Source organism: Flavobacterium sp. Root901 (assembly GCF_001429765.1).
Classification (GTDB): Bacteria; Bacteroidota; Bacteroidia; order Flavobacteriales; family Flavobacteriaceae; genus Flavobacterium.
This window is the reverse complement of sequence record NZ_LMJB01000008.1, coordinates 276,673-292,852: the sequence shown is the minus strand read 5'-3', so window position 1 is coordinate 292,852 and position 16,180 is coordinate 276,673. Positions and strand designations below refer to the sequence as shown.

Here is a 16,180-nt window from a genome sequence, read left to right as displayed (position 1 = left end):
AAACAAGGCTTTCTGCCTCTGTAAAAAGAAATTCATCTTTAATGTGTATGTGTTGATTTAAAAAAAATTTATTTTAAATTCTACTAATCACATATACTTAATATAAAAAATGAAAACATCTTTAAAAAATATCTTTACAATATTATCCTTTTTAACCTTCTCTATCTCATTCGCACAAAACATTGAAGGTGTAGTAACAACAAGTGAAAACATCCCTTTAGAAGCAGTAAATGTGGTAATTAAAGGAACTACTATCAGCGCTGTGACAGATAACAGCGGTAAATTTATAATTGACTCAAAAGGAAGATTACCATTAACACTTTTGATTCAGTATGTAGGTTACACAACCGATGAAATTGAAATTACTTCAATACCGGTAAATCCAATTCAGGTTGCTTTAAAAGAAGAAAATGAACTTATAGAAGTAGTAGTATCTTCAAGACGAAGAATAGAAAAAGTTCAGGATGTGCCAATCGCGATTTCTGTTATTACAGGAAAACAGGCCGAACAAACCGGAGCTTTTAACGTTAACCGTATTAAAGAATTAGTACCTTCTGTACAGCTTTATTCTTCTAACCCAAGAAATACAGGTATCAATATAAGAAGTTTGGGTTCTCCATTCGGATTAACAAATGACGGAATTGATCCGGGTGTTGGTTTTTATGTTGATGGTGTTTATTATGCACGTCCGGCAGCCACTACCCTGGACTTTATCGACGTAGAGCAAATTGAGGTTTTACGTGGTCCGCAAGGTTCTTTATTCGGAAAAAATACAACTTCAGGAGCTTTCAATATTACAACACGTAAACCAAGTTTTACTTCAGGTGCTGATTTTGAAGTGAGTTATGGAAACTACTCTTTCCTTCAGGCAAAAGCTTCTCTTACAGGTGCTTTAGGAAAAAAAGTAGCCGGAAGATTATCTTTCTCCGGTACACAGCGTGATGGTTTGATTGACAATGTAGCAACAGGAAGAGCAACCAATACCTTAAATAATCAAGGTATCAGAGGTCAATTACTTTGGACACCAACTGTTAATACCAATGTTATTTTTGCTGCTGATATTACGACACAACGTCCTGACGGATATGCTCAGGTAGTTGCCGGTGTCGCTCCAACACAAAGAGCGGCTTATCGCCAATTTGACGCTATTATTAAAGATTTGAATTATCAGCTTCCAAGCAGAAATGCATTTGACCGCAGAATCGATCAGGATACACCGTGGCGTTCAAATCAGGATATGGGAGGTCTATCTTTGAATATTGATACAAAAATTGGAGGCGGAACTCTTACTTCGACTACAGCATGGCGTTTTTGGAACTGGGATCCTTCAAATGACAGGGATTTTACAGGATTACAAGTATTGGCTAAATCTCAAAATCCAACCAGACAAACTCAAATCACACAGGAGGTTCGTTACGCCGGACAATTAACTTCTAAAATTACGGGAGTTGCAGGAGTATTCTTTATCGACCAAACATCTCAGACTAACGGTACAGAAGAATCTGGAAATGCACAATGGAGGTTTTCTCAAAGTACAACCAGCAATTTGTGGAAAACTCCTGGTTTATTTGAAGGATACGGAATTAAAACCGATGCACGAATCAGAGCTTCGAGTGCCGCAGTATTTGGACAAATTGACTGGGCGATTACAGATCGTCTGCATATTTTACCAGGTTTAAGATATAATTTCGATAAAAAAGACGCTCATTATGCGCGTACAACATACGGAGGTCTTCAAACAACAGATCCGCAATTATTGGCTTTAAAAAAGCTGGTTTATTCTGATCAGGCATTTGACTCAAGTACTGACAACACAGATTTTTCAGGAAATATAACAGTTACTTTTAAAGCAAGTGACAAAATCAATGCTTATGGAACTTATGCCAAAAGTTACAAACCGGTTGGTGTAAATGTTGCCGGGCTTCCAACAGATTCAAAAGGTGCGCCATTGCTGGATCTTGCCGTAATCAGACCGGAAAAAGTAAATCATTTTGAAGTTGGGGTTAAAACTTCTCCTTTTAGAAATTCAATTTTCAACGTAGCAGTGTTTAGAACAGATATTAAGGATTTTCAAACTAATGTTCAGGCAGCTGAATTAGGTGTAAACCGCGGTTATCTTGCAAATGCAGATAAAGTTCGTGTACAAGGTGTTGAAGTAGATGGAAGTTTTGTGGTAAGTTCTAATTTAACTATTAATGGTGCAGTAACATATACAGATGGAACTTATGAGAAATTTACAAATGCACCGCTTCCTTTAGAAGAAACCGGAGCACCAGTATCTTTCAAAGATGTTTCCGGAACTAATCTTCCTGGTGCTTCAAGATGGGCAGGATCTTTAGGAGGTGAACTATCTCAAAGCGCAAGATTTTTTGGAAACGCAGGAAAAGTTTTCCTTGCTGTTGATTGTTATGCCCGTTCTGAATTTTCTTCAAGTCCATCGGCTTCAAAATATTTAGTCGTTCAGGGATATGCTATTTTTAATGCGCGTTTAGGTTTCCGCGCAACACAAGGTTTATCTGTTCACTTCTGGGGACGTAACCTTTTGAACAAAGATTACTACGAACAATTATTACCAGCAGGCGGAAACTCCGGACAATACGCAGGTGTGTTAGGTGACCAAAGAACATACGGTATTACATTGAAATACAACTTATAAATAGAATTAAAAGCTAAAACTAAATTAACGGGATACGTATAAAAGCGTATCTCGTTTTTTTTTATTGTAAACCGAAATCAAACAAGTATTTGATTTCGGTTTTTTTATTTCAAACTGTGAATGGACGAGATTTACAACAAACAAATATCTTATTCTATTAATTTTTAGGCTTTTAAAGGCTTTACAAAAAACCTTTAAATCAGAAATTTGCAATCATTTTCATCAGCTTTTCATAAAACATTATAAATCAGTTATTTATTGAAAAATAAATTCTGAATTTAAGTAATCACTATTTTAAAAAAACTACCAATGATTGTTTACGGAACACGTACAGTAAAAACAAAAAAAGAGCAGGCAGATACTATTACCTGTGCCGAGTGCGGTAAAACACATACAACACAAATTCAATATTATCAAAAATACTATCACATTTGGTTTGTTCCCGTGCATCCTCTATCCCGTTCAGGTGTAACTGTTTGCAGTAATTGCGGATATAGTACTGATAATTATGTAATGCCCGAATCGTATACCGAGGAATACAAAGCAAAGCTTCCATTTCCAAAAATTTGGTTTTTTACCGGTCTTATAATTGCTGCAATACTAACAGCAATCATTTATTTCAAATAACTTTAAAATTACCTGCGCACTCGTTTGCTGCAGTTTTAAATAACAAATAAAAGTATGAGAAAAATATATACCTCAAATGCATTAAATAGCATTATATTAATGGTAGCAGCAATATTATCATTGGCAATTGGTGCTCTTTGCTTTTTATTATTATTTAGCATTTCTGATAACACATCAGAATTGGCTGCCCTGCTTAAAAAGAGTCTTTTTGTTTTTCTAATCAGCGGTATTTCCTTTTTCGTACTGTCCCGCAAAATGCGTCCAAAAGAAAGTTTTGAACTATCAGAAAATGACATTACGATTATCAATCATAAAACCAAAGAAAGAAAACAGATACTTATTAAAGATATTACAAATGAAGTAAGCTTTTACAGTGGCAAAATGGCTTTATTACACCTTGCTTTTCAAGAAAATGATGGCGATGAGTGGCACATAATTAATCCGAAAGTGAAGAAGTACATGGAATTAATCAACCACTTTAAAAATCTTTACCATAAACACCGCACGCCAATCGTCGTTCAGCAGCAAAATAACGGCAGCAGTATTCTTTTCAGGACATCATCAGATAATCTAACAATCAGCCAGCTTACTCATTTACCTCATTCAAGATTAAGCAAATACAATAAAAACATTGTTGTATCTAAGACAAAAGTACTTATTGACAATAAAGAGTTTTTATTTAATGATATGCAAACTGCCGTCATAACGAATGACAGCAATATTGTAGCTTTTGATAAAAACAAGAGTGAAATGTTTGTTATTCGTTATTCGCAGATCACAAGTCCGGATGTGTTTTTAGAACTTTTAAAAAATGGTTTACAAAATGCTGCATCTTAAACACATAAGTTTTTGATTTAAGTTTAAATATACATTAAACCAACCGTATAATGTTCTTTTTAAGGCTTATACGGGCTATTCCTAAAAAATCATTCTTCGAAATTTGCATGTCAGATATATTCCATCTGATTTACAAATTATTTTTCAATGGCTTATAAATATAAACCATTTAAAATCTCAATTCACATTTCTAAATCTTCAGGTATTATTTCCTGTTGGACAGCAAAACAAAAACAAATCATACAATGGCAGAAAACAATTTATTTACGGCAATTTTAAATAATAAAATAGATCTCGCAGAACAGCTTCTTGAAAAAGAGAAATGCACTTTCGAAGAACTTCCTGCCAATAATCTTCAAATGTTTTATCGAAATATTTTAAATGCTAATGCTTTTCAATTTTTAAACGCATTAATAAAAGAAGAGTTGATCGAAACAGACCTCTACGAATATGACAGTTTCAAAAAGTCTGTTTTTTATAATATAGCGAAACATATCAATTGTGATCAACTGTTTATTAATTCATTAACTGATTTTTTATCAAATTTTAAAAACATTAATGATGAAGTAAGCGACCAAACCTTACTTGGCTTTATGTTAGAAGAAGAAGCAGATCCTGAAATTATCAGATGCTTAATTAATGCTGGCTGTCAAACTAATTTTAAGAACAATTTTGAGCAAAATTTAATTTTACAAGTTCTTAATAAAAGAATAGCAAGTACTGAAAAAACAGTCTCTTACCTAAACATACTTCTTGAAAACGGGGAAGACATTAACTGTAAAGATATTGAAGGTACAACTGCTTTAATATTAGCTGTAAAAAACAATTTAAAACCAGACATTACAGATTTGCTTTTACAACACAATGCTAATCCGAATGAACAGGATAACAAAGGAAATACAGCATTTTATTATGCCGCTGCTCAAACACTAAACCTGGAAATATTACAAATATTACTTGAATATGACAGTCCCGATTTTGAACTTCAAAATCAGGAAAAACAAACTATTATTTCATCATTTATGCAAATTATGAGCGGAAATGAGAGAGAAATAAAAATTTTAGAAAAGCTTTTAAATGCAGGTGCAGATTTAGAACAATCAGCTCCTTATTACAGCAATTTAAAATCTGGTGTAGACTGGCTTTCAGAGAAAAATACAGCAGTTTTAGAAAGTGTTTTGAAATCTGGGAATTTAAATTTAAACAATACTGACAATCAAGGAAATACACTACTTCATAAAATTTGTGCATTTGATATCCGGTTCGAAAAAGAAGCCGCTAAAGAAGTTTACAGAAAAGCAAAATTATTGATTGAACAAGGTGCGGATGTCACTATTACAAATAATAATAACGAGACACCTTTAATGCTTGCATCGAAAGACAATTTAAAAATAAAGACTGTCGAGCTGCTAATGGAAAAAATGGCATAAACACCAGTGTATTAACCTTTAAATTAAAAAAAAATGTCAATGTCTTTTATAATTGCCTGTGAAAATGGTAATAGAAAAATAGCCGAACTTATTCTAAAAAATAAAGAAGCTGATATTAAATATACGGATGAAAAAGGCAGAACAGCATTACATTATGCTGCACATCACGGTTACCTTGATATTGTAAAAATATTAATCGAAGAAGGTGCTGATCTTGATTATGAAGATCACAATGGAGAAACCCCTTTTTATTTTGCCTGCCTGCAAAAGCAAAAAACAATTGCTTTATACTTAATTGAAAAAGGTGCAAACATAAATATCAATGATAAGCACGGTAATAGTCTGCTTCATCTTACAGCATTTACAGGGCAAACAGAAGTACTGCTGCAGCTGATAGAAAAAGATATAGAAATCGATGCTGAAAACAAGGAAGGTAATACTGCTTTGTTAATTGCTGCCGGACAAAGAAATAAAGAAGTTGTTCAGGCATTAATTAATAAAGGTGCTGATGTCAATTCAATAAATAAGAATGGTGAAAACTCATTAATCGCAGCTGTTCGTTCGAAAAACATTCCAATGATATCGCTGTTGTTAGAAAATGGTGTCGATATCAATCATGTAAATCATGCTGGAGAAAGTTCTCTTTTAATTTCATGTTATGAAACAAACCGTGCCATGGTGCAGTTACTTGTCACTCATGGTGCTGATTTAAAAGCAGTAACTAAAGATGGCCTCTCTCCTATTTGGTATGCATGTTCCAATAATCAAAAAGAAATTGTAAGCCTATTTATTGATAATGGTCTTGATGTTAATTTCAGCAAACCACTTTCCGGAAATGAAACAAGTATGGAAAGTTATCTGGAATGGGTAATTACAGCTACTTCATTATCAGTAGAGTCTAGTTTCAGTTTACACAATTCTTACGATTACGGAGGCGAAAGCCTGCTTCATATTGCAGTTAAAAAAGGTAATCTGAGCATGGTGAAACTTTTAACAGAAAAAAATGCAGATATAAACATACAGGATGAATCTGGTAATTCTCCTCTCCATTACGCAGCAGCCAATGGGAAAAAAGATATTGTTCAGTTTTTACTAGATCAAAAAGCCAACTTCAATGTTGTGAATATAAAGGAACAAAAAGCTATTGACTATTCTAACATAAAAGGCTTTAATGAAATTACGGAACTCCTTCTAAAAGCCGGCTCTTCAGAAAGCACTTTAGCAAGTAGTCCTGTAAAGAATGAACAAAATGACTTAAACAGAACAACCGATAATATGGCCTTAAAGAAACAAGCTTTATTGGATCTTAAAGAATTATTTGATGCCGGGATTCTGTCAGAAGAAGAATTTAAAATTGAAAAAGATAAAATACTTAAAAGTTAACCTAATTATTAAATATTAAAGATGAATAAAATGAACAAAATGAAAAAAGCAAAACAGTTTTTTAATTTAAGTATAACTCTTGTATTTGCATTGTGCTTTCTATTAACAGGATGTGGAAAAGGAAATAAATCAGGAGAAACAACTGATTCTGGCAGCGAAAACACATCAGAAAGCGTCCGTTTTATAAATGGTACTTATGCAGTTATGACAATGCAAAATCAAGGAGATTATAATTTAGTGGGTGGTCAGGAAAAAAATGCATCTATAAAAGCATCTATAAAACAAATGCTGCAGCAATGGTGGTCAGTATCTGATTTAAATTCAGGAATGAAACAAGTACAGGAACTTACTTCTGAAAATGGTATGCAAAGTAAAGAATTTGTTAGTGAGGTAAAAGAACTTGGTATTGATAAAATGTCTAAAGAAGAGTTTCAGAAACAATTATCTTCAATTACAGACCAAGAGGAAAAAATTCATTTCCAATTATTATATGACGCTTATCATGATCTTGGTTACAATGCAGTTACAGGATGGGATCTTGGCAGAGCTAACTTTTTATTAACTAGTTTTTATGTAGCTGATTTTACAGATGAAAATACTGCTTTAGACAAATCATTAGAAGTGGCTAAACGTATTCAAAAAACTTTTAAATCTTGGGACGAATACAATAGAAGTTATATGTATGGCTATTTATACTGGAGTAATGAAGACCCAAAAGACAGTTCATCTAAATACGTTCAACGTCAAGGATTTATTGCTGAATTAAAAAAAGACACGAAAAGTCCATTTCAGGTAAAATGGAATACAAAATTAGAAAAAGACTGGAAATAATCCTTTAATAATATTAAATACAAAAACAAATGAGTGATACAATTCATGGCGTAAGCCTTCCAGACTATGCTGCCGCATTAGGGGCAATGTCAACTCACTTAATTAGCTTCGACGTAATAGCTGAAGCATTAAACATTACAGATGAACAGTGGACAGAAGTATGTACTAAATATCAATTTGCTGCCATGACTGACATGTCAACTTATATGCAGTATTTTGGTAATCCTTCCTTATCTCCAAAGTTCTCATCTATACTATCAGGCTCAGAAGATAATGCTTCATCAGGTAATTCAACTTTTAGCCAGCTTATGAATAATTTTGCAGGCTTATATGGTAATGATGATGAAGATGATGACGAAGAAGATGAATTCGAAAATATCGAACCGGTCCCTGACGATAAAAAACAACTGCTTGCTTTCGGCGCTATAATATTACATCAGCATCCTACAGACACATTTGAAATACATGGATATAAAAGTGATTTAAAAGCTATGCTCGAAAATGCCTGGAATATTACAGAAAATGACGATGCAATTGAAACACTTGATTGGCTGAAAGAGGAAGGACATCGGGCAGAAGAAGCTGAAATTGATGAAGATACTCAGGATGATATCGAAGAGTACGAAAAAGCTTTATCTCCATTAAAATTAAATATTGACGAAAAAGGAAGTCCGAAAGACATTGATGCATGGGATATAGAAAGGATAGCGTCTGTAGCGCGTTACTGCTATGCTGCTGGTTTTATAGATCAGCAAACTTGTCTTCAATATCTGGAAACTGCTGCTAAAATGGCGAAAGAAAGATATAATAACTGGTCAGAATATGCGTCATCATTTATGACAGGACGTGCCTTTATGTATGGAGGCAGCCCTGCAAATTTTGCAGCTGTAATACTAAACATGCTTAGCGACAAAAAAAGCATTTGGAACACCTATCCATTAAAGTAATCCTTAAATATATTTTTTAATAATTATTGCAGAGGGACTAAAAAAGCCCCTCTGCATAAAAAATATTTGATTAACTGGTTGTAAATAATAATCAAAGAAACAATGTTTGAAAAACAAATACACAATTAAAATAAAATGAACAATAATAACATACAAGAAATCCTTTTACGAGAACATAATCGTGATAAAAAATTAACCTATTATGCTTATGCCTTTTATGCAATAATTGGCGTCTTGGTTATAATTGTTTTATCCAATATTTTGTTGTCTCGTTTTAATGGAGAAGGAAGTACAGATACTCCTATTTATTACAAATTGATTATCCCTTTCATGATTATTGCATTTGGGTTTTCGATATTTAAAAAAGTAAAAGCGCTTAATGATCGACATTTATTAATAGAGCAGCTTTTTAATGATCTGAAAACAGGAAAAAAAGCTTCCTCAATAACACAATTTGTGGAGTATAAATTAATATTACCATTAGGAAAAATCAAAGTCAAACTTAATCCAATAAATTTTCTTACTTTCTCAGTACAAAATCAAGTCTACACAATACCGGTACCCGTTAGTATTGAACCAGATTTTAAGGTTTTACTAAGCGGTGTAAATATAGATCACGTCAATAACCTAAAAGAAAATCTTAATAATGCTGAAATAATTAAGACTACGGAATCTGTACCTTTAAAAACAATTGCCGAATTTAAAGAGTATGCTGATAATGAATTAGCCAGCATTATGGATAATCTCGAAAAAAGCCGTAAAAAAGGAATGAGCTTTTATATCATTTCTACAATTTTTTGCATTTTAATAGTTGGGGGTTTTATGATTTTCAATTATACAACAGCATTAAATACTACTACTAATACAGATTATGGAAGCTCAACATTTACAAGTTATATAATTGGCTTCGCAATAGTTTGCGCTTTAATCTATCTAGTATATATGCCCATAATGAAGAAAAAGCATCAGCAGATTGGTAACTCAGGAGAAAATTATACTTCATTTAAGGAACAAATTTTCAAGAAAATGATTGGCTTTATTAATCCTTCTTTTCAATATGTAGAACACGGCTACATCGGAGCAAAAGATTTATACGAATTGGGAATCCTTAAAGATAAAAATTATGACGTTACCGGGAATGATCAAATACTCGGTAGTCATAATGGAGTTCCGTTTCAATATAGTGATTTGCATATTACCTATATGCCAGTCATTCGTATGGAAAATGAATCACCTACAGAAGTCTTTTCAGGACAATTTTTTATAGCAAAATTCAATAAAACATTTAATACACAAATTGTAATTTCTCCAAAAACTGGAATTTCAGGTTTTATTACAGGTAACTCTTTTTCGTCGAATATAGTGAAGCCTTCTTCTAAAATAATGCTGGAAGATCCTGAATTTACAAAAATGTTTGATGTTTATTCTGATGATCAAATAGAAGCCCGTTACATCTTAACGCCAAGCACTATGCAATACATCAAGGATATTTCCAGTAAAGCAAAAGGAAATCTCTTTATCTTTTTCACTAATAATAAAGTAATAGCTGCAAACAATAATCGTACAAACAAATTTGAAACAGGAGTTACAACTAAGTTAAAACCGGAGTTGTTAGTTTCATTTTACGATGATCTGTACAAACAATTTTCTATTATTGATGATTTAAAACTTAATGTCAACATTTGGAAACAATAATCATTAAAACATTTCAATCATGACTGCATTCATTTTAAGCATCGCTGTAATTGTCACAATTATAATATATATTATTTCTGTTTACAACTCGCTTAATACCAGACGTAATCAAATTCAAAATGCGTTTTCTTCTTTAGATGCTTTATTTATCAAACGAAGTGAACTTATTCCAAATCTTATAACAATTGTAAAACAATATACTAATTACGAAAAAGATGTGTTGGAAAAAATAACGCAATTGCGTCAATTAAAATCCAATACAACTGAATATGCCGTAGATAGTGAGTCTAGCCAGATGATGAAACAAATCATGCTGCAGGTAGAAAATTATCCTGAATTAAGAGCAGACAGTCAATTCAGTAATTTACAGTATGTATGGAGTGAATCAGAAGAACAAATTTCTGCTGGCCGCCGCTATTTAAGTGCCTCTATTACTGATTACAATAACGGTCTTAGTACTTTTCCGGGAAATGTAATTGGTTCTAAGTGTGGGTTTACAAAACACGAATGGCAAATGGCAGCAGAAGCACAACGCCAAAATATCAATGCGGAAGATTTGTTTAATAAATAATTTAAATAAATCTCTAAATAATTACAGAAACGAGCTATGTAATATATAGCTCGTTTTTAATTGTCTCAAATCACAAAATAATATTTAAAACAAATTTTATTCTACTTTAAATTAATTGTTGTTGTATATATTCGCTGCCTGAATTATTGTTTGATGAAGATTTTTAAATTACTATTGATTGTGGGCGTGATAAGTCCTTTTTTATCGGCACAAAATGCAAAAAATACAGATCATCAAACACTTACGTGGATTCGCTATTACAATATTTTTCCCCTTTCTCAAAAATGGTCGATCCATTCCGAATTCGATAACCGAAGCTTTATTCATCCAATTCATCAAAATTTATTTGTAATCCGAGCGCAGGGACGATACCGAGCTTCTAAAATTGTTGATCTGGGAGGAGGAATTGCTTATTTCAATGTAAATACACAAAATCCAAATACTGATCCTGATTTTTCGATTCCGGAATATCGTTCACAACAAGATATCACATTCATCAACGATATCTCAAAAATTACCTTTCATAACCGTTTTCAGCTTGAAGAACGTTTTATACAAAAAGCCACAAACACAGAATTACTCCATGATTTTTCATTTGCCTATCGTTTCCGTTATCGGTTACAGTCAACTTTTAATCTTTGGGCAAAAGAAAAACGAAGTTTAAAAGGAACTATTTCCGATGAAATTTTATTCAATTTCGGAAAAGATAATAAACGAAATACTTTCGATCAGAATCGCTTTTATGTTGCACTTCGTTATCACATTAATCCTAATATTGGTCTGGAATTAGGTTATTTAAAAAGTTATCAAAGACGTTCCAGCGGAGTAGATTTTTATGACCGCGATATCATACGATTTACTTTATACCATAGAATTGACCGGAAGTTTTTATTTAGAGTTGATAAGACTTGCCGCCTTAGTCCTCTAAAACTTTGTTGCTTATCAAAAAACTAATCTCTTTGTCTTCTCTTTCCACCTTTTTCAGATCCTGTAAAGTTTCCAATTTTATAAGCCAGAGAGAACATTACATAACGTCTTAAAACCGTATTTTCTTCATCTCGAATGGCTGTTGCCGAAATAGTTCTTGTAGCACTTAAATTCTGATTTAGGACATCATACACTTTTACTTTGGCATAAAGTTTTTTATCTAAAAATCCATAAGATATACTGGTATTCCATAAATAGAAATCTTTTTTGAAATCTCCGGAAATATTAGAATTATATGTATAACCAAAATCATTTCCAAAAATTAAATTTTCTGGCCAGTATGTTGTGGTCTGCAAATTAATTCGGTGTACAACATTTGAAGTTGCATCTCTTGAATAATTTTCATATTTCGATTGGTTATAAGATAAATTATAGGATGGTGCAATGGTTAATATTTCTCCATAATCATAGGACAGATATACTTTTGGTGTAATCGAAGTCGATTTTGCATTGTATAAAACTGCATTTGTAAATCCTTTGTCAAAAGTGTATCCTGCGTTTAAACCTAATCCATATCGTAAAGTATGAGCACCTGATTTTACAGACTGATTCCAGTTTGCACCAATAGATGCATTATAAACCCCAGAAATATTTACATAAGTGGTCGTTCTTTTTCCGCTTTCATCATAAATAGAAGTCGACACAATATCGTTATCATAATAATCTCCTTTTAAATACACACTATAACCGGAACGAGAACGGAAATCATAATTTTTGAAATTGAAATTAATACTGCTTTTTTCAACAGGATGCAAATCTGGATTTCCGACAATTGTATTCAACGGATTATTAAGATTTACAACCGGCATTAATTGTGCTGCTGATGGTAATGCATTGGAATAATCGTATTTGAATGAAAGGTTTTTAGAACGATTAAATTTGTATCTGAATATCGCTGTGGCAAAAGGCAGTGCATATTTTTTTTCTAAATCTGTTGCATTATTCAGATATAAGGAATGATTATCAAAATTTACAATTGATGTTCTGCTGTCCAGATTCAGCGTAAATTTATTTTTTTGCAATGTGATGCCAACTTTTGGCGTAATGGAGTTTTGCACAGAACTTGTATAATTACTTAAAGATAAATTTAAATCATTATATTCTTGTGTATCAGGATCAAAGTTAAACGTTTTCTCATCATTTACCGTACTTTTCCAATCAAAATCAGATCCAAATCTCACTCTTAAAGAATCTGTTATAGGCTCTGTGTATTCGATATCTGCCGAATAAGAATCGCTGCTGTTTTTCTTTTTAGTAGTTTGATTTCTTTCGTCATTTGGCTGATTATCCTGATAGAAAATGGTTTCTGAAATATTTAAACCATTTGACTCACTGTTTGTGTTGTTATTTGTAAAAACAAAACTTAAATTTCTTGATTTCTTTTCAAAAGTTTTATTAAAGTTAATCGTGTTTCCAAAATTAAGATTATCACTTTCGGCATAAGACTTTGAATTACTTTCATTTAAAGCGTTTCCATTTTCATCTTCAGAAAAACTTGATGAAGTCGAATTGCTGTTTGTCCGGGACTGATTTAATTTTGGCGCCACAACAATTCGAATACTTGGATTAATTTTATATTCCAATTCAAAATTGACATTATTTCCCGTACTTTCATTTCTTGTTTTAGAATCTGATTCGGTAATTATATTTCCGGTTGGCAGGAAACTAAGCTGGTTCGATTTACTATCGTTATTATTAATTGTATTCGAAAAATTATAACTTCCCATAGCAAGGAGATCTTTTGTCCAGTCATCAGAATAATTCAATCCCAGTAAATTTGATTGTGTAATTCCTTTACCGCTGCTTCCTGAGTTGGAACTTCCTCCCCTGCTGTTTCTTCCGCCGCCCATATTATCAAAAACATCATCCATAGAAAATCCGGTCGAATTGATATTGTTTGACGAAGCCAGAAGACTGATTTTTTGTTTGTTATTAAAATAATTCAGGTTAACATTGGCTTCATAACGATCGTCTGTGCCGTAACCGCCCATTACTTTTCCAAAATAACCTTTGTTTTTCTTTTCATCGATTGTGATATTAATACTCGAAAAATCAGAAGTTGATTCTTGTTTTGACAGTTCTTCTTTTTTGGTTTTAAAATCTGAAACCTGAACTTTTTTAATAATATCTGCCGGTAAATTTTTAATCGCAATGGCTCCGTCTTTGTCAAAAAATGTTTTTCCATTGACTAAAACCTGATTAACCTCCCGGCCATTTACCGTAATTTTTCCATCATTATCGACATCAAAACCCGGTAATTGTTTTAGTAACGTTTCGACATTAGAGTCCGGACGAACTTTATAGGATGCTGCATTAAATTCTAAAGTATCTTTTTTTATTGTTATAGGCGCTGCTTCCGTTTTAATAACAACATCGTTTAGGGCATTTACATTTTCAAGCATATATATTTTACCAAAATCTTTGCTTTCTGTAAGTCCTTTATACTCTTCAAAATAAGTTTGATATCCCATATAACTTACCTTTAGGAAAACAGGTTTGTCATATTTTTTAATATCCATCCTAAAAGCGCCATTTTTATCTGTGGTCGCATATTCAATAACGGTGGAATCTTTTACAGTAGTGAAATAAACAGTTGCCATTTCCAACGGTAATTGGGTGTTGACATCTAAAATTGCTCCTTTAATAGTAATATCATTCTGTGCAGTAGCAGCAGAGACAAAAAGGAAGAAAAACGATAAAAATGAATAAATTCTGGTCATAAAAATTTGGTTAGTCAGATGGTTAGACTACAAAAAACGAAAAAGGTTTAATTGTAGTTTTTACATTTATTCAAATAATATGCCATTAAAAATTAATTATAAAAAAAAGTCCCAAAAATGGGGACTTTTTTTATTTCTCTCTGATATAAATATCGATCGGGACTCCTGCGAAATCCCAGTTATCACGAATTTTATTTTCCAGATATCTTTTATATGGTTCTTTAACATATTGCGGCATATTGGCAAAAAACACAAACTGAGGTGTCTGCGTTGGCAATTGCATACAATATTTAATTTTTACATATTTACCTTTGGTTGCCGGCGGCGGATAAGCTTCAATTACTTTCAGCATATATTCGTTGAATTTAGAAGTCGCAATTCTTTGTTTTCTGTTTTCAAAAACCTGAACTGTAGCTTCCAAAGCTTTCAACAAACGTTGTTTTGTTAAAGCCGAAACGAACAAAATAGGCACATCTGTAAAAGGCATTAATTCTTTACGGATTTTCTCTTCGTAATCACGGCTTGACATGGTATCTTTTTCAACCAAATCCCATTTGTTTACTAAGATTACAACGCCTTTTCTGTTTTTTTCTGCCAGCCAGAAAATACTTTGGTCCTGGCCTTCAAAACCACGGGTTGCATCGATTACTAATATACAAACGTCTGCATGCTCAATTGCTCTTACAGAACGCATTACAGAGTAAAATTCTAAATCTTCTTTAACTTTTGCTTTACGACGAATTCCGGCAGTATCAACCAAATTGAATTCGAAACCAAAACGATCAAATTTTGTATCGATTGCATCACGGGTTGTTCCTGCAATATCTGTTACGATATAACGATCCTGACCTATTAATGCATTAATAAAGCTAGATTTCCCGGCATTCGGGCGTCCTACAACTGCAAAACGAGGTAATTCTTCTGTAACCTCAACTGGTTCTTTTTCCGGAAAGGCATCAATTAAAGCATCTAATAAATCTCCTGTTCCGCTTCCTGAAATACTTGCGAAAGTAAAATAATCTCCTAAACCAAGATTATAAAACTCAATCGCATCTTTTTCACGCATTGCGTTATCTACTTTGTTTACAGCCAATAAAACCGGTTTTGTTACTTTACGAAGCAGCTTTGCAACTGTTTCATCCATTGGTGTAATACCTTCTTCTACATCCACTACAAAAATAATAACATCGGCTTCGTCGATAGCAAGTTCTACCTGTTTACGGATTTCACCCTCAAATACGTCATCAGATCCGCGAACGTATCCTCCGGTATCAATGACAGAAAACTCTTTTCCGTTCCACTCGCTTTTACCATAGTTTCTATCACGGGTAACCCCAGATACTGAATCTACAATAGCTTCTCTTCTTTGTATCAGCCTATTAAAAAGGGTCGATTTCCCTACATTAGGTCTTCCTACTATCGCAACAATGTTATTCATTTTTTTGAATTTTAGATTTTGGATCTTAGATTTTAGATTTTGTTTTGAGCAAAATCGT

At 32.8% G+C, this 16,180-nt stretch carries 12 protein-coding genes; 10 read left to right on the top strand and 2 right to left on the bottom strand.

Annotated elements, in window-relative coordinates; all coding sequences use genetic code 11:
- The first annotated feature begins 109 nt into the window (after nucleotides 1–109).
- The 10 genes from ASE21_RS16800 to ASE21_RS16755 all read left to right on the top strand — a co-directional run bounded on the left by ASE21_RS16800 (nucleotide 110) and on the right by ASE21_RS16755 (nucleotide 11,931).
- Nucleotides 110–2,656 (top strand): TonB-dependent receptor, encoded by a 2,547-nt coding sequence (locus tag ASE21_RS16800; RefSeq protein WP_057123888.1) that lies wholly within the window; start codon nucleotides 110–112, stop codon nucleotides 2,654–2,656.
- A 309-nt stretch (nucleotides 2,657–2,965) separates the two neighbouring features.
- The gene (locus ASE21_RS16795) at nucleotides 2,966–3,283 is read left to right on the top strand and encodes a zinc-ribbon domain-containing protein (protein WP_057123887.1); all 318 of its coding nucleotides are present in this window, start codon (nucleotides 2,966–2,968) and stop codon (nucleotides 3,281–3,283) included.
- A 54-nt stretch (nucleotides 3,284–3,337) separates the two neighbouring features.
- Nucleotides 3,338–4,120 carry a hypothetical protein gene (locus tag ASE21_RS16790; protein ID WP_057123886.1) on the top strand — a complete coding sequence of 261 codons (783 nt, stop codon included), beginning with the start codon at nucleotides 3,338–3,340 and terminating at the stop codon, nucleotides 4,118–4,120.
- Nucleotides 4,121–4,365: 245 nt separating this feature from the next.
- Nucleotides 4,366–5,550: an ankyrin repeat domain-containing protein gene (locus ASE21_RS16785; protein ID WP_128414713.1), complete on the top strand. Its 1,185-nt coding sequence runs from the start codon at nucleotides 4,366–4,368 to the stop codon at nucleotides 5,548–5,550.
- 39 nt (nucleotides 5,551–5,589) lie between these two features.
- Nucleotides 5,590–6,933, top strand: coding sequence for an ankyrin repeat domain-containing protein (locus ASE21_RS16780; protein ID WP_242410294.1), 1,344 nt, complete (start codon nucleotides 5,590–5,592; stop codon nucleotides 6,931–6,933).
- A 39-nt stretch (nucleotides 6,934–6,972) separates the two neighbouring features.
- Nucleotides 6,973–7,764 (top strand): DUF1266 domain-containing protein, encoded by a 792-nt coding sequence (locus tag ASE21_RS16775; protein WP_157848786.1) that lies wholly within the window; start codon nucleotides 6,973–6,975, stop codon nucleotides 7,762–7,764.
- An 86-nt stretch (nucleotides 7,765–7,850) separates the two neighbouring features.
- Nucleotides 7,851–8,711: a DUF1266 domain-containing protein gene (locus ASE21_RS16770; RefSeq protein WP_157848785.1), complete on the top strand. Its 861-nt coding sequence runs from the start codon at nucleotides 7,851–7,853 to the stop codon at nucleotides 8,709–8,711.
- A 135-nt stretch (nucleotides 8,712–8,846) separates the two neighbouring features.
- Nucleotides 8,847–10,406 (top strand): DUF3137 domain-containing protein, encoded by a 1,560-nt coding sequence (locus ASE21_RS16765; RefSeq protein ID WP_057123881.1) that lies wholly within the window; start codon nucleotides 8,847–8,849, stop codon nucleotides 10,404–10,406.
- A 19-nt stretch (nucleotides 10,407–10,425) separates the two neighbouring features.
- Nucleotides 10,426–10,977, top strand: coding sequence for a LemA family protein (locus tag ASE21_RS16760; protein WP_057123880.1), 552 nt, complete (start codon nucleotides 10,426–10,428; stop codon nucleotides 10,975–10,977).
- Nucleotides 10,978–11,130: 153 nt separating this feature from the next.
- Nucleotides 11,131–11,931, top strand: coding sequence for a DUF2490 domain-containing protein (locus ASE21_RS16755; RefSeq protein ID WP_082603495.1), 801 nt, complete (start codon nucleotides 11,131–11,133; stop codon nucleotides 11,929–11,931).
- Here the strand turns inward: ASE21_RS16755 and ASE21_RS16750 are convergent.
- Nucleotides 11,928–14,684, bottom strand: a complete 2,757-nt coding sequence (locus tag ASE21_RS16750) for an outer membrane beta-barrel protein (protein WP_057123879.1) — start codon at nucleotides 14,682–14,684, stop codon at nucleotides 11,928–11,930. The genes ASE21_RS16755 and ASE21_RS16750 overlap by 4 nt on opposite strands.
- 130 nt (nucleotides 14,685–14,814) lie before the next feature.
- A complete protein-coding gene (gene der, locus ASE21_RS16745) occupies nucleotides 14,815–16,122 on the bottom strand; it encodes a ribosome biogenesis GTPase Der (protein ID WP_057123878.1) in 1,308 nt (435 codons plus the stop codon).
- Nucleotides 16,123–16,180 lie beyond the last annotated feature (58 nt).